Annotated in this window: 18 protein-coding genes; 8 read left to right on the top strand and 10 right to left on the bottom strand. The window is 74.4% G+C overall.

The annotated features are described in order from the left end of the window. The first annotated feature begins 104 nt into the window (after positions 1-104). Both ABTZ03_RS32685 and ABTZ03_RS32680 read left to right on the top strand, forming a co-directional pair. Complete coding sequence (locus ABTZ03_RS32685) at positions 105-1,022, top strand: cobalamin-binding protein (protein ID WP_350516762.1); 918 nt, start codon at positions 105-107, stop codon at positions 1,020-1,022. A 171-nt stretch (positions 1,023-1,193) separates the two neighbouring features. Continuing rightward, on the top strand, positions 1,194-2,843 hold the full coding sequence (locus ABTZ03_RS32680) for an FAD-dependent monooxygenase (RefSeq protein WP_350516761.1): 1,650 nt from the start codon (positions 1,194-1,196) through the stop codon (positions 2,841-2,843). A gap of 64 nt (positions 2,844-2,907) precedes the next feature. Here ABTZ03_RS32680 and ABTZ03_RS32675 read toward each other — a convergent pair whose 3' ends face one another. From ABTZ03_RS32675 to ddaH, 4 genes are all read right to left on the bottom strand, one after another. Further along, on the bottom strand, positions 2,908-4,428 hold the full coding sequence (locus ABTZ03_RS32675) for an FAD-dependent monooxygenase (RefSeq protein WP_350516760.1): 1,521 nt from the start codon (positions 4,426-4,428) through the stop codon (positions 2,908-2,910). An 8-nt stretch (positions 4,429-4,436) separates the two neighbouring features. Beyond that, the gene (locus tag ABTZ03_RS32670; RefSeq protein WP_350516759.1) at positions 4,437-5,165 is read right to left on the bottom strand and encodes a VC0807 family protein; all 729 of its coding nucleotides are present in this window, start codon (positions 5,163-5,165) and stop codon (positions 4,437-4,439) included. Positions 5,166-5,220: 55 nt separating this feature from the next. Continuing rightward, entirely contained in the window at positions 5,221-5,862 is a 642-nt protein-coding gene (locus ABTZ03_RS32665) for a TetR/AcrR family transcriptional regulator (protein ID WP_350516758.1), read from the bottom strand. 132 nt (positions 5,863-5,994) lie between these two features. Next, positions 5,995-6,852 carry a dimethylargininase gene (gene ddaH, locus ABTZ03_RS32660; protein ID WP_350516757.1) on the bottom strand — a complete coding sequence of 286 codons (858 nt, stop codon included), beginning with the start codon at positions 6,850-6,852 and terminating at the stop codon, positions 5,995-5,997. Between the two features lie 336 nt (positions 6,853-7,188). Between ddaH and dhbA the strand changes: the two genes are divergently transcribed. From dhbA to ABTZ03_RS32630, 6 genes are all read left to right on the top strand, one after another. Then, positions 7,189-7,941, top strand: a complete 753-nt coding sequence (dhbA, locus tag ABTZ03_RS32655) for a 2,3-dihydro-2,3-dihydroxybenzoate dehydrogenase (protein ID WP_350516756.1) — start codon at positions 7,189-7,191, stop codon at positions 7,939-7,941. Positions 7,942-8,030: 89 nt separating this feature from the next. Beyond that, complete coding sequence (locus tag ABTZ03_RS32650) at positions 8,031-9,209, top strand: isochorismate synthase (protein WP_350516755.1); 1,179 nt, start codon at positions 8,031-8,033, stop codon at positions 9,207-9,209. Further along, a complete protein-coding gene (locus ABTZ03_RS32645; RefSeq protein ID WP_350516754.1) occupies positions 9,206-10,798 on the top strand; it encodes a (2,3-dihydroxybenzoyl)adenylate synthase in 1,593 nt (530 codons plus the stop codon). The genes ABTZ03_RS32650 and ABTZ03_RS32645 overlap by 4 nt, the downstream gene beginning before the upstream one ends. A gap of 37 nt (positions 10,799-10,835) precedes the next feature. Further along, positions 10,836-11,468: an isochorismatase family protein gene (locus ABTZ03_RS32640; protein WP_350516753.1), complete on the top strand. Its 633-nt coding sequence runs from the start codon at positions 10,836-10,838 to the stop codon at positions 11,466-11,468. Then, the gene (locus tag ABTZ03_RS32635; protein ID WP_350516752.1) at positions 11,465-12,277 is read left to right on the top strand and encodes an ABC transporter ATP-binding protein; all 813 of its coding nucleotides are present in this window, start codon (positions 11,465-11,467) and stop codon (positions 12,275-12,277) included. The genes ABTZ03_RS32640 and ABTZ03_RS32635 overlap by 4 nt, the downstream gene beginning before the upstream one ends. After that, a complete protein-coding gene (locus ABTZ03_RS32630; protein ID WP_350516751.1) occupies positions 12,274-12,777 on the top strand; it encodes a GNAT family N-acetyltransferase in 504 nt (167 codons plus the stop codon). The genes ABTZ03_RS32635 and ABTZ03_RS32630 overlap by 4 nt, the downstream gene beginning before the upstream one ends. Positions 12,778-12,843: 66 nt before the next feature. Here the strand turns inward: ABTZ03_RS32630 and ABTZ03_RS32625 are convergent, their stop codons facing one another. The 6 genes from ABTZ03_RS32625 to ABTZ03_RS32600 form a co-directional block, all read right to left on the bottom strand. Then, the gene (locus tag ABTZ03_RS32625; RefSeq protein WP_350516750.1) at positions 12,844-13,971 is read right to left on the bottom strand and encodes a FecCD family ABC transporter permease; all 1,128 of its coding nucleotides are present in this window, start codon (positions 13,969-13,971) and stop codon (positions 12,844-12,846) included. Next, positions 13,968-15,032, bottom strand: a complete 1,065-nt coding sequence (locus ABTZ03_RS32620) for a FecCD family ABC transporter permease (protein ID WP_350516749.1) — start codon at positions 15,030-15,032, stop codon at positions 13,968-13,970. The genes ABTZ03_RS32625 and ABTZ03_RS32620 overlap by 4 nt, the downstream gene beginning before the upstream one ends. Next, complete coding sequence (locus tag ABTZ03_RS32615) at positions 15,029-15,868, bottom strand: siderophore-interacting protein (protein WP_350516748.1); 840 nt, start codon at positions 15,866-15,868, stop codon at positions 15,029-15,031. The genes ABTZ03_RS32620 and ABTZ03_RS32615 overlap by 4 nt, the downstream gene beginning before the upstream one ends. 97 nt (positions 15,869-15,965) lie before the next feature. Next, positions 15,966-17,720, bottom strand: a complete 1,755-nt coding sequence (locus ABTZ03_RS32610) for an ABC transporter ATP-binding protein (RefSeq protein ID WP_350516747.1) — start codon at positions 17,718-17,720, stop codon at positions 15,966-15,968. After that, positions 17,713-19,533 carry an ABC transporter ATP-binding protein gene (locus ABTZ03_RS32605; RefSeq protein ID WP_350516746.1) on the bottom strand — a complete coding sequence of 607 codons (1,821 nt, stop codon included), beginning with the start codon at positions 19,531-19,533 and terminating at the stop codon, positions 17,713-17,715. Before ABTZ03_RS32605 ends, ABTZ03_RS32610 begins: the two co-directional genes overlap by 8 nt. A 77-nt stretch (positions 19,534-19,610) precedes the next feature. Then, on the bottom strand, positions 19,611-19,835 hold the full coding sequence (locus ABTZ03_RS32600; protein ID WP_350516745.1) for an MbtH family protein: 225 nt from the start codon (positions 19,833-19,835) through the stop codon (positions 19,611-19,613). Positions 19,836-19,881 lie beyond the last annotated feature (46 nt).

Below are 19,881 nucleotides of genomic sequence, written 5' to 3'. Positions count from 1 at the left end.
CACGGATCCCCCGGTGATCATGAAGCGTAGAGAACTCCATGATCGGGTGAGCCGTGCCTGCCTTGCTGCAACCACCTACTGGCGGACGCCCTTAGGCTCGAAGCATGCGGATCGTCTCCCTGCTGCCCGCCGCGACCGACATCGTCGCCCAACTCGGACTGGGGCACAGCCTCGTCGGGCGGACCCACGAATGCGACTGGCCCGCCGAGATCGTCGAGGACATCCCCGTGGTGACGGCCGCCGGGTTCGACGCCGACCGGCTCACCAGCCGGGAGATCTCGGAGGCCGTCGGCGGCGCGGCCCACCGTGGCTCGTCGCTCTACACCCTCGACCTGGCACGCCTGGCCGAACTCTCGCCGGATGTCGTCCTCACCCAGGACCTCTGCGACGTCTGTGCCGTGTCCTACCGCGGGGTCACCGAAGCGGTGCGGGTCCTGGACGACGGACCACGCGTGCTGAGCCTGGAACCCCGGACCTTGCCCGAGGTCATCCGCTGCATGGAGCGCGTCGGAGCGGAACTCGGCGCGGCGACTGCTGCCGCCCGCGCCGCCTCGGTTCTTCGTTCCCGCCTCACCCGGGTGCGAGCCGCGGTCCAGGGCGCTGTCCGCCCCTGGGTGGTCGCCGTGGAATGGCTCGACCCACTCTGGCCGGCCGGCCATTGGGTACCCGAGCAGATCGAGGCCGCCGGCGGCACCCCCTTGCTCGCGGAGGCCGGGGCGCACACCCGGCCGATGACCTGGGAGGCGGTCCGGTCCGCCCACCCCGACGTCCTGCTCCTGCTGCCCTGCGGATTCCCGCCGGACCGCACCGAACGCGAACTCCACCTGCTCACCCGGCTGCCGGGCTGGGAGGAGCTCCCGGCCGTCCGGTCCGGCCGGGTGTGGATCCTCGACGGGCCGTCGTACTTCAACCGGCCCGGGCCCAGGGTCGTCCGTGGCGTCGAGGTCCTGGCCCATGTCCTCCACGGCGTCCGGACCGGCGATCCGGTGACGGCCGACGAAGCCCGCCGGCTGGGCGCCTGAACACCGGCGGCGGTGCGTGGGGGCGGACGCCCTCGTCCCGGCCCCGGGCACCTCGGCCGCCCGCCCCCCGAGAGCGACAATGCGGAGGTCGGCGCCGGGCCGGTCCGCTGCGGTGGCGGCCCGGCGTGCCACGGGGTGACCCTGGAAGGGGGTTGACCAGGGGAGTCTCCGGTGACAGACAACGGCGTGGTGGACGTTCTCGTCGTGGGCGCGGGCCCGGTGGGGCTGACCGCCGCCGTGGAGCTGCGGCGGCGCGGGGTCGGCTGCCGCGTCGTGGACCGGCTGCCGGTCCGGGCGCCGTTCGCGAAGGCGGTGGGCATCCAGCCGCGCACCCTGGAGCTCTGGGACCGGACGGGGCTGGTGCGGGCGGCCGTGGAGGCCGCGGTGCCGATGCGCGGGCAGCTGACCTACGTCGACGGGGTGGAGGAGGGCCGGATGGAGCTGGCGCTGCCGCCCGAGGTGCCGTACGGCTTCGCCGCGCTGCCGCAGTACGAGACCGAGCGCATCCTCGACGAGTTCCTGGGCCGCTTCGGGACCGCCGTCGAGCGCGGCGTCGAGCTGGTGTCGTTCACCCAGCGCGACGACGGGGTCATCAGCCGGCTGGTCTCCTCCACCGGAACGGCGCAGGAGGAGGTGCGTTCGCAGTTCCTGGTGGGCTGCGACGGCGCGCACAGCCTGGTGCGCAAACAGCTCGGGCTCGCCTTCGAGGGCGGCGCCTTCCCCGAGGAGTACATGCTGGCCGACGTCGAGGTCGACTGGGACCTGCCGCCCGGCTACGGCCTGCGCGCCATGCACCGCGCCGCCGACGGCACCGTCGACGACCTGCTGGTCTGCATCCCGCTGCCCGGCCGCAGGCGGTACCGGATGTCCATGATGGTGCCGCCCGCGCTCTCCCGGGCCGGCGGGCACCAGGACACCGACGGCGTGGCCCACGGCCTGGAGGAAGGCGGCCGGCTCCCCACCCTGCCGGACGTCCAGGCGGTCCTGGACCGGCTGTCCCCGCAGCCGACCACCGCCTCGGCCCTGCGCTGGTCCTCGGTGTTCCGGATCAGCCACCGGCTGGCGGACCGCTACGGCGAGGGCCGGGTCCTGATCGCCGGGGACGCCGCGCACATCCACCCGCCGACCGGCGCCCAGGGCATGAACACCGGCATCCAGGACGCCTACAACCTGGCCTGGAAACTGGCCCTCGCCGTCCACGGCACCGCCCACCCGGACCTGCTCGCCAGCTACGGGGCCGAGCGCCGGCCGGTCGGCGCGGAGGTCGTCGGCCGCACCGTGCGGCACGCCGCCCAGGGTGTCCAGGCCGACCCCGAGGACCCGGCGACCCTGCTGCTGCGCGAGGCCCAACTGCTCGTCGGCTACCGGGGCAGCCCGATCGTGGCCCCGCCGGACGGAGACGGGGACGGCCCGCAACCGGGCGACCGGGCCCCGGACTGCGGCGGCCTCGCCCACGACATCGCGGCCTATCCGCAGCGCCTGTACGACCTGCTGCGCGACCGCGACCACGTACTGCTGCTGTACCAGGACGGCGGCGACCGACCGGACGAACTCATCGATGCGGCAAGAAAACTGACGTCGAATCAGATCACCGTGTACGTGCTCCTCGCCGCCGGAGCGCAGCCCGATCCGGCGGCGCCGCCCGGGTACCGCGACGCCGCGGGCGAGTTCGCCCGGGCCTACGGGGTGCGCGACCGCACGGCGTTCGTGGTCCGCCCGGACGGCTACCTGGGGGCCCGCCTCCGCCCGCCCACCCCCGAGAACCTGACCGCCCACCTCGCCCAGGTCTTCCGCGGCCCGCCCCCCGGCCTCGCGACCTGAGGCACGGACGGCCGACGGACCCGAGGTCCTCGCCTCGACGAGGAGGAGGTCCGCATCACGGCCGTCACCGCCGACCGGTCCGGTCGCCGGTCGGCACGGCGGCTGCGCCGAACCAGCCGGCGAGGGCGGCGTCCAGGCCGTGGGGCGCGTCGGCGCGGCCGACCCAGCACACGTACCCGTCGGGGCGGACCAGGGCTGCCTCGGCTTCGTCGACGACGGGCGCACCGGTCGAGCGGTCGAGGCGGTCGAGGCGGTCGAGGCGGTCGAGGCGGTCGGCCCAGGGTTCGGCAACGGCCGCGGCCGGGGATCCGGCGTCGGCCAGGACAGCGCCCCGGCCGGCCGGAAGCCCGAGGCCGGGGACTCTGCGCCCCAGCGACGGATGGTCCGCGGCTCCGGGCACCGGGTAGCGGATGTCCGTGCCGGCGATCATCGCGGCGACGCGCCGGTTGGCAGCCGGCTCGCCCAGCAGGTCGCTGAGCAGGTCGCGCACCACCATGGCGTCCGGGTCGGGGAGCGTCAGCACCACCTGGGCGCGGGTGTTGGCCAGGACTCGGGCGCCGACGGCGTGCCGTTCGGTGTGATAGGTGGCCAGGAGCCCCTCGGGGGCCCGTCCTCGTAGCGTCGCGGCGAGCTTCCACCCCAGGTTGAACGCGTCCTGCATGCCGAGGTTGAGGCCCTGCCCGCCGGCGGGGGCGTGGATGTGGGCGGCGTCACCGGCGAGCACCACCCGGCCCTCGATGTAGCGCTCGGCCTGCCGGGAGGCGTCGGTGAAGCGGGAGGCCCAACGGACGCGGCGCAGTTCACGGGACGGGCCGGGACAGCGGGCCAACGCCGCACGGACCTCGTCGTCGGTGACCGGCGCGTCACGGTCGGCGCCCTGCTGGTCGGGGCCGCCGAAGGTCAGCCGGTACACGCCGTCGCCGAGCGGGAGCACGAAGGCGACTCCGGCCGGGTCCGGGGCCAGGTCGGGCAGTTCCCAGGGCTCACCGGAACCGCCGGTCCCCCCGGCGGTGGGGGCGAGTTCGACGTCGGCGACGGCCATGCCGATGCGACCGTCCCGCCCGGGGAAGGGCGTGCCCAGGAGGCGGCGCACCGTGCTGCGCCCGCCGTCCGCACCCACCAGGTACCGGGCGCGCACGGTCTGCTCGGTGCCGTCGGGTCCGTGGAGGGTGGCGGTCACGCCGTCCGCGTCCTGCCGGAACGACGTCAGCTCGCGGCCTCGCAGCACCGGGACGCCGTACCGGTCGAGCCGGCCCTCCAGGAACTCCTCGACACGGGCCTGGGGGATGCCGACCTGGTACGGGAACGCGGTGTCCAGGGCGGAGTAGTCCAGTGGCAGTCCCGCGAAGTGGCCGGCGGGCAGGAGGGTCAGCGACCGGTCCAGGAGCGGTGCGAGCCAGCCGCGGCAATCCAGCACCTCGGCGGTGCGCGGTTGCAGGTTGAGGGCCTTGGAGTGGCCGCTGCGTCGCGGCAGTCGCTCCGCGACGGCAGCGCCCACTCCCGCCAGGCCCAGTTCACAGGCGAGCAGCAGACCGGTCGGCCCGGCCCCTGCGATCAGTACCTCGGTCTCGATGTCGGCGCCCATGATCGGCATCAGAGCTTCAGGCCGTTGCGGGTGACGTACCAGTTGTGGAAGCCGATGAGGCCGCCGAGCATCGCCAGCCAGAGCAGGGTGCTGGTGAGCGGGAAGGCGTCGACCGGGATCGTGTACACGAGCACGACGCGCAGCACGGCGTCGAGCAGGAAGACCGCCCCCCACACCGCGGTGAGGGTGCGCAGGTGGTGGCGGAACGTGGGCTCGGTGTCCCAGCGCGCCTCCCACTCGGCCAGGCCGGTCTGGCCGACCTTGGCGATGACGATGCCGCGCGAGGCGGTCATGATGAACGGCCGCCGGGTGAGCAGGGTGCCCAGCACCCAGCAGCCGATCGCCGCGGTGATCCAGCTGTCCCGCAGGTTCAGCACCCGCGGGCTGCCGCTGACCATGGACAGCACGGTGGCGATGACCACCAGGGAGAGCGAGAACAGGGCCATCGCGTTCACGCGCCGCTGCCGCACGATGCCGTAGACGATCCACGGCACCAGCATCAGGCCACTTGCGACCAGCGCGAACCACTGGCCGGTGCCGACGGCGCGCAGTCCGTAGTAGGAGCCGATCGGCAGGACGAGCTCGAACAGCAGCTGCGCGCCGATCTGCCGGCGCAGCGCGGTGGTGCGGCGCCGGACCTCGGCCGCTGCCGCTCGGTCGTCCGCCCTGGCCTCGGGGGCCTCGGTGGTTCCGACGGGCTGGTTCGGGTCGGTCGGTGTCGGCTGGTTGGTGGCCATGCTGTGTTCCCCCTGTGCGTTGGTGTCCGTGCTCGTGCTGTTGGTCCCCGTGTGGTCAGGTCGACTTCCGGGTGGCCCGGTCGAAGAGGTTCGCGAGTTCGTGTCCGGCGGCGTGTGCGTCCAGGCCGGGTTCGTCGCGGGCGCGGCGCACCACGTCGTCGATCGCGGCACGGATCGCCCGCATCATCACCCACGGGTCGAAGTCGCAGAACTCGCCCGCGGCCTGCCCCTTGTGAATCTGCTCCACCTGGAACGTGAGGATCGCCTCCATCCCCTCGGTGAACGCGACCATGCCCGGGTCGCCGCCGCGCAGGTTGCCCAGCACCTCGGCGATCGCGGCGAGGTGGTTCGGGTGGTCGACGAGCAGGTCGAGGTTGCCCTCGATGGAGGCGCGCAGCCGGGCCGCGTAGCTCTCGTGGGCCTCGATGCGCGGCCGCAGGTAGCTGTCCGCGACCCGCATCGCCTCGGCCACGACCTCGCGCATCAGGTCGTCCCGGCCGTCGAAGTGGTAGGAGATCATCCCTGTGCTGCTCAGCCCCGCCCGCTCGGCGATCTTCGCGAACGACGCCCGCTGGTAGCCGACTTCGGCGATCACGTCGATCGCCGCGGCGACGATCTGGGCACGGCGTCCCGTCTCCGTGAAGGACCTCGCTCGCCCCGCACCTCGCTGCTTGCCCGTGCTGTTTCCTGCTTGCATGAGCAAAACGGTAGTGCCGTTTGCTCGCCCGAGCAAGAGCGGGATCGACGGAACGGCGTGCCTCGCGAACTCGCAGGTCACCGGCCTGCCGTGAGCCCCCGCCGGGGGCGCCGACCGGCGCCCCCGCTCACCTCAGGAACGCAGTTCCAGGGTGCAGCACTTCACGCTTCCGCCCGCGTACAGCAGCTCGGTCAGATCCACGCCGATCGGCTCGAACCCCCGGGCCCGCAGCTTCCGCTGGAGACCGACGGCCGCCTCGGGGAGCAGCACGTGGCGGCCGTCCGAGAGGGCGTTGAGACCGAAGACCTCGGCGTCCTCGTCCTCGGCGATGATCGCGTCCGGGAACATCTCCCGCAGGACCGCCTGGCTGCCCTCGCTGAACGCGGCGGGGTAGTACATGATCTCGTCGTCGGAGAGGACCGCGAGCGCGGTGTCGAGGTGGTAGAACTTCGGGTTCACCAGGGTCAGCCCGATGACCGGCACCCCGAAGAACTCCTGGGCCTCGCGGTGCGACCGCGGGTCGGAACGGAAGCCCGAACCGGCGAGGATCCGGCGGCCGACGACGAGGAGGTCGCCTTCCCCCTCGTTGATGTGCTCGGGCCAGTGGAGGTCGCGGAACCCCTGCTCGGCGAACCAGGAGAGGTAGGCCGGACCCTCCGCGGTGCGTTCGAGGTGGCGGAAGCGGGCACCCAGCACCTTGCCGTCCAGGACGGTGGCCCCGTTGGCGGCGAAGACCATGTCGGGCAGACCGTCGAGGGGCTCGACGACCTCCACGGTGTGGCCCAGGCTCCGGTACAGGTCCCGCAGCGCGGTCCACTGCGCGAGCGCGAGCGCCGTGTCGACCGGCTTGCCGGGATCCATCCACGGGTTGATCGAGTAGGTGACGTCGAAGTGACGCGGCTCGCACATCAGGAAGCGGCGCGGCCTGGCGACGCGAACCCGGGGCAGGGCGGCGAGGCCGGGCATGGGAATGGTGTCCGTGGCGGGCATGGGGTCCTCTTGATGGTCCGTGAGGGGCGCGCGGGCCGACGGCGCCGCGCGGCGGGGGTGGAACGAGCGGGTTCGCCGTCCGCACGGGCGGAGGTCCGGCCGGAGGCCGGAGCCGGGGCGAACCGGGCGATGCGCACGGCGCTCGGGGTGAGCCCCGGCCAGCGCCTCGATGCGGTTAGGCTAACCTTACCTCACCGTGTCGCACACCTGTCCGCCGGTCACGGCGGTCCGATTCCCAGGAGTTCCCCCATGCCACCCGTCATCAGTCGGGACACCCGGCCGTACACCCCCGGCCGGACCGCAGGCCGTCCGGCCGCCGACACGGTCCGGTGACCGATGGAACGGATACCCGCACCCGCTGAGTTCGCCGGCCGCACCGTCCTGGTGACGGGCGCGGCCCAGGGCATCGGAGCCGCCGTGGCCCGGTTGCTGACCGCCCATGGGGCCGAGGTCGTCGCCTGCGACCTGCGCCCCTCCCCGACGGTCCGTCCGCTCGACGTCACCGACGCCGACGCCGTCGAGGCCCTCGTCGAGGACGTCGAACGGGAACACGGCCCGCTCGACGTCCTGGTGAACGTCGCCGGGGTGCTGCACGCCGGGCCCGTGCTGGAGACCGGCATCGAGGACTGGCAGCACACCTTCGCCGTCAACACCACCGGGGTGTTCCACACCTGCCGGTCCGTCGGCCGCCGGATGGCGGCCCGCGGGCGCGGGAGCATCGTCACCGTCGGCTCCAACGCCGCCGGCGTGCCCCGCACGAACATGGCGGCCTACGCCGCCTCCAAGGCGGCGACGACGATGTTCATGCGCTGCCTGGGCCTGGAGCTGGCCCGCTCCGGCGTCCGGTGCAACGTGGTCTCCCCCGGGTCCACCGACACCCCCATGCAGCGTGCGCTGTGGACCGACGAGGACGCCGAGCGCCGGGTCCTGGACGGCGACCCGGCCGGCTACCGGGTGGGTATCCCCCTCGGCCGCATCGCGGCGCCCGAGGACGTCGCGGAGGCCGTCCTCTTCCTCGCCGGGGACCGGGCCCGGCACATCACCATGCACGACCTCTACGTCGACGGGGGCGCCACCCTGCGGGCCTGACCCGCCGGGCCCCCGCTCCCCGCACCCGCACCTCCACCGTCCGACCGCGACTCCCACACGGCCCCTGCGGCGCCCCAGATCGGAGCACCATGACCACCGCTTCCGAGACCCGCTCCCCCCTCTCACCCCCGGCCGGCACCGACCTCCTGGCGGCCTACCGGCCGGCAGCGGACCGGGCCTTCCTCACCGGCCCCACCCACAGCCTGCTCGCCGAGGGCCGGTACCTGTCGGTCCGTGACCCCGCCGAGGCCGGCCGGATGCTGACGGCCGCCCGGGCCGAGCTGTCCGACCCCGTCCTGGTCGGCGCGATACCGTTCTCGCCCGACCGCCCCGCCGAACTCTTCGTCCCCGAGCGGGTCCACCGCGCCGCGCCCGTCGCCGCGAGCCTCCGCACCGTCCCCGTGCCCGACGCCTCGACGGCCGGTGCGTGGACCCGCAGACCGGTGCCGGCCCCCGCCGACTACCGGGCCGCGGTCGCGGAGGCCGTACGGCTCATGGGCGAGGACCCCACGCTCGCCAAGGTCGTGCTCGCCCGCACCCTCGAACTCGGTTCGCCCGGCCGCACCGACATCCCCGCCATGCTGCGTCGCCTGCTGCACCGTGACCCGCACGGCTACACCTTCGCGGTGCCCGCAGGCGGCACCGCCACGCTGATCGGCGCGAGTCCCGAACTCCTGGTCTCCCGCCGCGGCCACCAGGTCGTCTCGAACCCCCTGGCCGGCTCCGCCGCCCGCAGCAGCGACCCGGCCGAGGACCTCCGCCGCGCCGAAGCACTGGCCCGCTCCGAGAAGGACCTCGCCGAGCACGCCTTCGTGGTCGACGCCGTGCGCCGCGCGCTCGCGCCGCACTGCGCCGACCTCGTCGTCCCCGAGCGCCCGTCCCTGGTCCGCACCGCCGCCATGTGGCACCTGTCCACCACGGTCACCGGCACCCTGCGGAACCCCGCGACGAGTGCGCTCGACCTCGCCCTGGCCCTGCACCCGACCCCGGCCGTCTGCGGCACGCCCACCGACCGGGCCCGGGACCTCATCGCCGCCCTGGAACCCTTCGACCGCGGCCTGTACACCGGAGTCGTCGGCTGGGGGGACGCTTCCGGCGACGGCGAGTGGGTCGTCACCCTGCGCTGCGCCGAGGCGGACGGGGACCGGCTGCGGCTGTTCGCCGGCGCCGGGATCGTCGCCGCCTCCGTCCCCAAGGACGAACTCGCCGAGACCGGAGCCAAGTTCCGGACCTTCCTGCACGCCGTCGGACTGGAGAACAGCGAATGAGCCTCTACCCCGAAGAGGCGGCCGAGCGATACCGGGCGGCCGGCCACTGGACCGGCGAGAACCTGGACGCCATGATCCGCCGCCACGCCGCGACGGCCCCGGACCGGATAGCCGTGACCCAGGGCGACCGGCACTGGAGCTACGCCGAACTGGACGCCCGCGCCGACCGCCTCGCGGCCGGGCTGCTGGCCCGCGGACTGCGCAAGGGCGACCGGATCGTCCTCCAACTGCCCAACCTCGCCGAGTTCTTCGAGGTCTTCTTCGGCGCGCTCCGAGCCGGTGTGGTACCGGTGATGGCCCTCCCGGCCCACCGCCGGGCCGAGATCGGCTACTTCTGCGAGTTCGCCGGGGCCAAGGCCCTGTTCGTGGCCGACCGCCACGACGGCTTCGACTACCGTGAGCTGGCCGCCGAGGTCTGCGCGGCCGTCCCCGGACTCGGCGAGGTCTTCGTCGTCGGCGACCCCGGCCGCTTCACCCCGTACGCCGAACTCCGTTCGCCGGACGCCCCGGCACCGGCCGATCCGCCGCACTCCGGCGACCTCGCCTTCCTCCAGCTGTCGGGCGGCAGCACCGGTCTGCCCAAGCTCATCCCCCGCTGCCACGACGACTACCTCTACAGCGTCCGCGAGTCGGCGGTGATCTGCGAACTGTCCGCCGACACCGTGTACTTGTGCGCCCTGCCGGCGGCCCACAACTTCCCGCTCAGCTCCCCCGGAACGCTCGGCACCCTCCACGCGGGCGGCCGGGTCGTCCTCGCCCCCGAGCCGAGCCCGGCCACCGCGCTGGCCCTGATCGCCCGCGAACGGGTCACCATCACCGGTGTGGTCCCGCCGGTGGCCCTCGCCTGGGCCCTCGCCGCCCCGGAGAGCGGACACGACCTGTCCAGCCTCGAACTCCTCCAGGTCGGCGGTGCCAAGCTCAGCGAGCAGGCCGCCCGCCGGCTCGGCCCCGCCCTCGGATGCCGACTCCAGCAGGTCTTCGGCATGGCCGAGGGCCTCGTCAACTACACCCGCCCCGAGGACTCCGAGGAGACCGTGCTGACCACCCAGGGCCGGCCGATCTCCCCCGACGACGAGGTCCGGGTCGTCGACGACGAGGACGTCGACGTCCCGGACGGCGAGAGCGGCCACCTGCTCACCCGCGGCCCGTACACCATCCGCGGCTACTGGCGGGCGCCCGAGCACAACGCGCGCGCCTTCACCGCGGACGGCTTCTACCGCACCGGCGACATCGTGCGCCGCACGGCCACCGGCCACCTCGTGGTGGAGGGCCGGGCCAAGGACCAGATCAACCGGGGAGGCGAGAAGGTCGCCGCCGAGGAGGTGGAGAACGTGCTGCTCGCCCACCCGGCGGTCCACGACGTGTCGGTCGTCGCCACCCCGGACGAGTACCTCGGCGAACGCAGTTGCGCCTACGTCATCCTGCGCCCGGAGGCCGAACGGCCCCGCCCCGCCGAGCTGAAGTCCTTCGTCCGCGCCGCCGGACTGGCCGCCTACAAGGTCCCCGACCGCGTCGAGTTCGTCGACGCGTTCCCCAGCACCGGTATCGGCAAGGTCAGCAAGAAGGACCTCCGCACCTCCACCCGCTAGAGTCCGCCCCGGCCCAGTCCAGAAAGGCGCCATCCGCATGGCCCTGCCCGCCATAGCCCCCTACGGCCTGCCCGGCCCCGGGGACCTCCCGGCCCGGAAGGTGCCGTGGCACGTCGACCCGGCCCGGGCCGCGGTCCTCGTCCACGACCTCCAGAACTACTTCCTCGGCGCCTTCCCCGCCGAGGGCCCGCCACTGGCCCCGGCCCTGGCGAACACCGCCCGGATCCTGACGCACGCCCGGAGCCTGGGCATGCCGGTGATCTACTCGCACCAGCGCGGCGGCCAGAGCGCGGCGGAGCGCGGCCTCCAGCTCGACTTCTGGGGACCGGGCCTGCCCGAGGATCCCGCCGCCCAGGCCGTGCCCGCCGTCGTCGCCCCGGCCGGCTCCGACACCATGCTGCTCAAGTGGAAGTACAGCGCCTTCGCCCGCACCGACCTCGACGCGATCCTGGACGCGGCCGGCCGCGACCAGCTGGTGATCGTCGGCGTCTACGCCCACATCGGCGTGCTGATGACCGCGGCCGACGCGTGGTCGCGCGACATCCAGGCGTTCGTGGTCGGCGACGCCGTCGCCGACTTCTCCGCCGAGAAGCATCGCGAGGCCCTGCGCTGGGCGGCGGAGAAGTGCGCCGTCGTCCTCAGCACCGACGAACTCCTGGAGACCACGTGACCATCGCCGAAGGACGCCTGCTGACCGAACGGGTGACGCTGCGCTACGGCGAGCGGGCCATCGCCACCGAGCTGTCGGTCGCGGTGCCGGACGAATCCTTCACCGTGATCGTCGGCCCGAACGCCTGCGGCAAGTCGACCCTGCTGCGGGCGTTCGCCCGCCTGCTCAAGCCGACCGCCGGCCGGGTCCTGCTGGACGGCGAGCGGATCGGCGCCCTGCCCGCCAAGGAGCTGGCACGTCGGCTCGGCCTGCTCCCGCAGAGCTCCACCGCCCCCGACGGCATCACCGTCGCGGACCTGGTCGCCCGTGGCAGGTACCCGCACCAGGGCCTGTTCCGCCAGTGGTCCGCCGAGGACGAGCGGATCGTCGCCGAGTCCATGGCGGCCACCAACGTGGACTCGCTGGCGGACCGCTTCGTCGACGAGCTGTCCGGTGGTCAGCGCCAGCGGGTCTGGCTCGCCATGGCCATCGCCCAGCAGACCCCGCTGCTCCTCCTGGACGAGCCGACCACCTTCCTGGACATCGCCCACCAGGTCGAGGTCCTCGACCTCTGCGCGAGGCTGCACGAGGAGCAGGGCCGCACGCTCGTCGCGGTCCTGCACGACCTCAACCAGGCGGCGCGGTACGCCACCCACCTGATCGCGATGCGCGACGGGGCCGTGGTCGCCGAGGGGGCGCCGGGCGAGATCGTCACGGCCGAGCTGGTGGAGCGGGTCTTCGACCTGCCGTGCCAGGTGATCGAGGACCCCCAGACCGGTACGCCGCTCGTCGTCCCGCTGGCCCCCGCGCGCCGCACCGTCGCACGGTGACCGCAGCTCTGCGCCTCGCCCCGGCCGCGCAGGCCGTCCGGGCCGAGGCGGCGGACGCCGGGGCGCTGTTCGCGCTCTCCGCCCCGTTCATGCGCTCCGGCGAGCTGCGCGAGCGGGCGCCCGCGGCCTACCGGCGACCGGAGGAGCTGTTCCTGGTCGTCCGCGACCCGGCGTGCGACACGCCCGGGGCACCGCTGGACGCCTGCGTCGCCCTGCGCGTGCTCGCCCCCGAGCGCGGCCACCCCGCCACCGGACTGCTGCACAACCTGTGCGTCCGGGCGGACCGTCAGGGCCGCGGCCTGGGCTCGGTCCTCGTCGCCGCGGTGTCCGCGGCGGCGCGCCGGGCCGGTCTGCGCGAGCTGGTCACCGCGACCACGGGTGACGGGGCGCTGTTCCTGCGGCACGGCTTCCGGGAGATCCCGGCCGCGGCGGCCCCGGCCGCCTTCGCGGCCGGGCTCGACCCGGCCCGCGGCTCGCGGGTCTTCGGACGCCCGCTCTGACGGGAAGACGCATGCGAAGGGGCCGGCCGGTGGATCGTCCACCGGCCGGCCCCTTCGCATCCGCCGTCAGCCCCGCTTGGAGCGCCACTGGCCGACGATCAGCCAGACCAGGTAGCAGCCGCCCACCACACCGGTCAGCACACCGACGGGCAGCTGGGTGGGTGCCAGCAACCGTTGCGCCGCGAGGTCGCTCAGGGCCAGCAACAGAGCCCCCAGCAGGGTGGAACCGATCAGGTTGGGCCCGGTGGCCCGGGTGAGCCGACGGACCGCCTGGGGGGCGATCAGCGCCACGAAGGGGATCGGCCCGGCGGCGGCGGTGGCCGCCGCGGTCAGCCCCACACCGATCAGCACCAGCCACACCCGGGCCCGTTCGGTGCGCACGCCCAGCGAGGAGGCCGCGTCGTCGCCCATCTCCAGCATCCGCAGCGGCCGGCCGAGCAGCACGGCCGCGGGCAGCAGCAGGAGCAGGGCCGCGGCCATCGGCCCGCAGTGCTCCCAGCCGCGCGCGTTGAGGCTGCCGGTCAGCCAGACCGCGGCGCTCTGCGCGTCGCTGAAGGAGGCCCGGGCGATCAGGTAGGCGTTGAGCGAGGACAGCAGCGAACTGACGCCGATGCCGACGAGGACCAGTCGGTAGCCCTGGGTGCCGCCCCGCCTGGCGAGCAGGTACACCAGCACCGAGGTGAGCATGCCGCCCACCACGGCGCCGCCGGCGACCGCCGCCGCGCTGCCGCCGATGACCAGGATGACGGCCAGGGCACCGGTCGCCGAGCCCACCGTGAACCCGATCACGTCGGGACTGCCCAGCGGGTTGCGGGCCAGCGTCTGGAACAGCGATCCGGCCAGGCCCAGCGCGGCCCCCACCAGCAGGGCGGTGAGCAGCCGGGGCAGCCGCACCTCCATGACGATGTACCGGTCCGCCCGGCGGCCCCCGCCGGTGAGCACGTCGACGACGTCGGAGACCGGCATCGGGTAGTCACCGGCGGTCAGCGACCAGACGGCGGCGCCGACCAGGGCCAGGAGGATCACCGTGCAGACCACCGTGGCCCGCCGGTGCCAGCGCAGCGACAGTCCGCCGGGCAGGCGCAGCGCCCGCAGCGGGACGGCGCCCGGGCGGGTGCCGTCCGGGGTGCCGTCCGGGGTGGTGGCAGGGGTGGTCGGTGCGGCGGTCTGCTCGACCGCGGTGGAACTGTTCACAGTTGGGCGATCCTCCGGCCGCGTACCAGGGCGATGAAGAGCGGTGCCCCGAGGAACGCGGTGACGACGCCGACCTGGAGTTCGGCGGGGTGCAGGGCGATCCGGCCGACGATGTCGGACCCGAGCAGCAGCACCGGGGCGAGGACGGCCGAGAGCAGCATGATCCAGCGCTGGTCGGGGCCGCAGACGTGGCGGGCGAGGTGCGGAACGGCCAGGCCCACGAAGGCGATCGGCCCGACGGCCGCGGTGGCGGCCCCGCAGAGCAGGGTGACCGCCAGCAGGCTGAACAGCCTGGTCCGGCCGGGGTTGGCGCCGAGCGCGTGGCCCGCGTCGTCGCCGAGCGCCAACGCGTTGAGCGGCCGGCCCATCAGCAGCGCCAGCACACCGCCCGCCGCGAGGAAGGGCAGCACCTGCCCCAGCACCGCGCCGTCGACCCCGGCGAGGGTGCCGACCTGCCAGTAGCGGAACCGGTTGAGGGTCAGCGGGTCGAGCAGGATCAGGCCGTTGACGAAGGCGGTGAGCACCGCGGTGACGGCGGTGCCGGCCAGGGCGAGCCTGGCCGGGGTCGCCGAGGCACGTCCGCTGCCGCCGAGGAGCTGGACGACCAGCGCGGCGACGGCGGCACCGGCGAGCGCGAACCAGACGAAGGCCCCGAAGGTCTTCAGGTCGAACAGCGCGGTGCCGGCCGCGACGGCCGCCGCCGCCCCGCCGTTGACGCCGAGCAGGCCGGGGTCGGCCAGCGGGTTGCGGGTGAGCGCCTGCATCATCGCGCCGGAGACGCCCAGGGCGGCACCCACGGCGATCCCCAGCAGGGTGCGGGGGATGCGCGAGTGGTGCACCACGATCCAGTCCTCGGAGGTGGGGTCGCGGTGCAGCAGGACGTGCAGGACCTGGCCGGGGGCGACGGAACGCGCCCCGATCGCGATGCTGGCGAGGGCCAGGACCGCGAGCAGGGCGAGCGCTCCGAGCAGCCACGCGGTCCGGCGGGCGGTGCCGGACCGGCGCCGGGGGGTGGTCGCCGGGCCGGCGGGGGCGGGCTTGGGGATGGTCGGAGAGGTCATGCGTGGCGCTGGTGCTCGTCCTCGTGGTGGTCGTGGTTGACCACGCCCCGCTTCCAGTAGCCGTCGACGTCGACCTGGTTCTTGGTCAGACCGCACTCGTTGCGCAGGTAGCGGCGGATCGGCTTCAGGCTGTTCGCCTCGCCGGCGACCCAGGCGAAGCCCATGCCCTCGGGCAGTTCGGCGGCCCGGACGGCCCGCTCCAGCAGATCGGTGCTGCCGCCCTCGGCGTCGCCGCGGTGCACCCAGGTGATGGTGGCGTCGGTGCGGGTGGTCAGGACCTGCTCGTGCTCGGGGCCGGGGACCTCGGCGAACGCCAGGACCTTGACGCCCTCGGGCAGCATCTCCAGCCAGCGGGCGAGCGCGGGCAGCGCCGTCTCGTCGGCACCGAGCAGGTACCAGTCGTGGACGAAGGGGATCTCCTCGGAGCCGCGCGGGCCGAAGACGCCCAGGCGCATGCCGGGTTCGGCCGAGGCCGCCCAGGCGGAGCCGATCCCGGTGCCGTGCAGGACCATGTCGATGTCCAGCTCGCGGGCCTCGCGCCGGAAGTGGCGGACGGTGTAGTCGCGGGTCAGCGGCTCGGACATGCCCTCGGGGGCGTCCATCCAGGTGTCGTTCTCGACGACGGGCTCGACCGGGAGGTCAGCCCCGGGCTCGGCGAAGCACAGCTTCACGTGGTCCGTGGGGGCCTGCTCGCAGAAGCCCTCCAGGGCGTCCCCCTGGAAGGTGACCCGGACCGTCCCGGGGGCGATCCGGGCGACCTGCTTGACCTCCAGCAGGCGGTACTTGAGCGGGTGGCGGACGATCCGTATGCGCGGCGGTTCCGTGTCGGTGTTCATCGGTCAGCCCAATCCGTGACAGGGGCGCGCAGGCCCGGACAGCCGAGTGCCGCCGGCCCGGGGGGAGCCGGGCCGGCGGCACAGGGCGCATGTGCGATTAGGTTAGCCTAACCTGTGGTTCGTGGACCAGTGGGGTACCGTCCTGCGGCCCCGGCCCCGCCGGTCCGTCGCTCACCAGGCGTCCCCGCTCCAGCCGGACCACGCGCGGCAGCCGGGCGATGGTGGCCGGCCGGTGGGCGATGACCACCAGCGTGCAGTCGGCCCGCAGTTCGTCCAGGGCGTGCTCCAGGCGCCCGGCGGTCACCGGGTCGATGTCGGCGGTCGCCTCGTCGAGCACCAGGACGGCCGGGTCGGCCAGCACCGCCCGCACCACGCCCAGGATCTGACGCTCCCCGGCCGACAGGTTCCCGCCCCGCTGGCCCACCTCGGCGTCCAGCCCGCCGGGCAGGTCCGCCAGCCACTCCCGCAGGCCCAGCTGGTCGACGGTCCGTTCGATCCGCTCCCGGTCGGGCGTGCCCTGGACGAGCGCCAGGTTCTCCGCGACCGTGCCGGAGACCAGCCGCACCTCCTGCGGGACCAGCACCACCCGGCGGCGCAGCTCCTCCTCGGGGACGTCCCGCAGGTCGGTGCCGGCGAAGGTGACGATTCCGCCGTCCGGCTCGTAGAGGCCGCACAGCAGCTTGGACAGGGTGGTCTTGCCCGAGCCGGTCTCACCCACCACGCCGGTGCGGCTGCCCCGGGGGAAGTCCAGGGTCAGGCCGTGCAGGTCCAGGCCCTCGGCCCGGTAGCCGAACTCCACGGCCGTGCAGCGCAGATCGCCGCGGGCCGGCAGCCCGGCCGGGGCGGTCCGGGCCGCCCGGGCCGGCTCGGTGGCGGACAGCAGGTCGAGCAGCCGGGCCAGACCGGTCCGCGCGGTCTGCACCTCGCCGACGAGCTGGGAGAGGTCCGCGAACGAGTCGAACAGGTTGCGGCTGGCGACCACGAAGACCACCACGGTCTCGACGCCGACGGCGTCCCGGGTGACCATCCAGCCGCCGACCAGCAGCAGCACCACGAGGGCGGCGCCCTCGATCAGGCTGACCAGGTCGATCCGGTTCTCCACCCGCAGGGCGCGCCGCGCGGCCCGGACGGCGTGCCGGTTCTCCCGCTCGAACCTGGCGCTCCAGCCGGTCAGGCCGCGCGCCGTCTGGAGCGCCTCGCGGGCGGTCAGGGTCTCCGAGAAGGTGGCCGCGACGGTCGCCTCCGCGCTCGCCTTGCCGCCGAAGGCCGACGCGGCGTCCCGCTGGAACCAGCGGGTCACCAGCAGGGTCAGCGGCAGGAACACGGCGAGCTGCACCAGCAGCAGCTGCCAGGAGTAGCAGGCCAGCACGATCAGGGTGAACGCCAGCGTGGCCACCGAGGAGACCAGGCTGCGCAGGTGCAGCCGGACGAACGCGGCGAGCGCGGCGACCTCGCCGGTGGCCCGGCGCAGAAGTTCACCGCTGCGGTGGGTCTCCAGGAAGCGCAGCGGGGCGGTGGCCAGGTTCTCGACGGCCCGCTCCCGCAGGCCGCGCACGACGTCCTCGCCGCCCTTGATCAGCAACAGCTCCCCGACCCTGGCGAGCACCAGCTGGGCGAGACCGAGCGCGGCCAGCAGGGCCACGGCCAGCCCGAGGCTGCCGCGGTCGCCGTCGTCGAGCGCCGCGGTGGCCAGGCCGATGAGCGGGGCCACCGCCACCAGGGCGGCGGAGTCGGCCAGGCCGACCCCGAGCGCGACGGCCAGACGGGCCCGGTGCGGGCGCAGGAAGGGCATGGCCCGGCGCAGGACGGCCCGTTCGTCGGCCTCCTCGCGGAGCAGGGGCTGCTCAGCCACGGGCCACCTCCATCGACTCCTCGCCGGTCACGGTCTCGGGCCCTTCGGGGTCGGTGCCGCCCTCTCCCTCGCGCGCGGACTCCAGGGTCACGACCCGGTCGGCGGCGGCCAGCACGGCGGAGCGGTGGGTGGCGAACAGGATGGTGCGCCCGGTCCCGGCCCAGGCGCGCAGCCGGTCGAGGACCAGCCGCTCGGTCGTGGTGTCCAGGGCCGAGGTGGCGTCGTCCAGCAGCAGCACGGCGGGGTCGCCGAGCAGGGCGCGGGCGATGGCCAGACGCTGGACCTGACCGCCGGACAGGGCGGTGCCGCCCTCGCCGAGTTCGGTGTCGTAGCCGTCGGCCATCGCGGTCAGCTGGTCGTGGATGCCGGCGGTGCGGCAGGCCTGGTGGAGCGTCTCCAGGTCGAGGTCCCGGCCCAGGCGCAGGTTGTCGGCGACCGTCCCGGAGAGCAGGACGGGGCGCTGGGCGACGTAGGCCATCCGGGCGCGGACCTGGTCGAGCGGGACGGTCCGCAGGTCGGTGCCGCCGTAGGCGACCCGGCCGGTGTCGGGATCGTCGAGGCGGACGGCCAGCCGCAGCAGGGTGCTCTTGCCGGAGCCGGTGGCGCCGCGCACGGCGACGAACTCCCCTCCGGCGGCGGCGAGGTCGACCGGTCCCAGGACGGTGCGGCCGTCCCGCAAGGCGGTGACGCCGGTGAACTCCAGCGTGCCGTGAACGGGGAGGTCCTCGGCCGTGCCGGCCGCGGGCTCCGCGACGACGGGGCTGATCGACAGGGCCTCGTCGATCCGGGCGGCGGCGACGTCGGCCTGACCGCGCTCCAGCAGCCGGTCCACCAGGACCCGGGTGGCGAGCGTGACGATCGCCATCCAGGAGGTGAAGGCGACCAGTCCGCCGATGGTGAGGTGGCCGTCGAGGACGGCGAGGCCGCCGAAGCCGACCCCGGCGGCGACCGCGAGGCGGGGGACGAAGGGGGCGACGGCGGCCCAGCCGGCCTCGATCCGGGCGGCGACCAGGGTGCGTGCGGTCACCTCGGCGCTGGCCGCGTGGTGACGGTCGACCAGCGGCCGGTGGCCGCCGGTGCCCCGGAGGCCGGTGCCGACCTGGAGCAGGTCGGCCACGGCGTCGGCGCGGCTGCCGTGGGCCCTGGCGAGTTCGCCGCTGGCCGCGGCGAAGCGGCGCGGGTAGTGCAGGTTGACCCAGATCAGGAAGGGCAGGGTGCCGAGGGTCACCAGCAGCAGGCTGAGGTCCAGCGTGGCGATGGCGGGCAGCACGGTGAGGAAGGTCGTGCCGAGGACGACCCAGACGGCCAGGCCGTGCACCCACTCGCGGACCAGGTCGGTGTCGCGGGTGGCGCGCATGGCGAGGTCGCCGTGGCCGCGCGAGGCGAGCGCGGCCCGGTCCAGGCCGGACAGGTGGTGCAGCAGGCGGGAGCGCAGGTCTGCGCCCACCTTGGCGTCGGCGTAGCCGGCCCAGTACTGCCAGCCGTAGAGGCCGGCGAACTGGATCAGGGCGGCGAGCGCGGTGGCGCCGGCCCAGGTCAACAAGGCCCCGCTGTCGTGCTTCTGGAGTCCGTCGTCGAGGGCCTTCTGCACGCACCACGGGACGGCCAGCAGGGCGAGCTGGCGGATCGCGGCGGCCGCCATCGCGGCCGCCACCGTTCCCCGGTGGGGGCGCAGCGAGCCGCGCAGCAGGGCCTTGGCCCGACGGCGGCGTTCCGCCGAGAGGGCACCGGGTTCCAGGTCCTCGTCGGCTAGTTGCTCGGCGGTCAGGCCGTCGGGCGGGCCTGCGGCGGGTTCTGGCTGGTGGGTGCTCACGGCGATGGCCATCCGTCGGGTAGCGGTGGGAAAGGTGCGGGCGGGGACGGCGCTCGGCCGTCCCCGCCCGGAGCGGGTCAGGAGGACTGGGCCTCGGTGCGCGCGATCAGACTGGCCGGGCGCAGGTCGGTCCAGTTGGCCTCGATGTAGTCGGTGCAGGCCTGGCGGCCGTCCTCACCGTGGACGACGGTCCAGCCGGCCGGGACCTCGGCGAAGGCGGGCCACAGGGAGTGCTGGTTCTCGGCGTTGACGAGCACGAGGTAGCGGGCGTCGTCGTCCTCGAACGGGTTGGTGGCGCTCATCGGTGTCTCCTTGGGGTTCGTGGCGAAGGGATCGCGGGCTGTGGGG

The sequence above is a fragment of the Kitasatospora sp. NPDC096077 genome, assembly GCF_040303245.1.
Classification (GTDB): domain Bacteria; phylum Actinomycetota; class Actinomycetes; order Streptomycetales; family Streptomycetaceae; genus Kitasatospora.
This window is presented reverse-complemented; position numbering and strand designations above follow the sequence as displayed.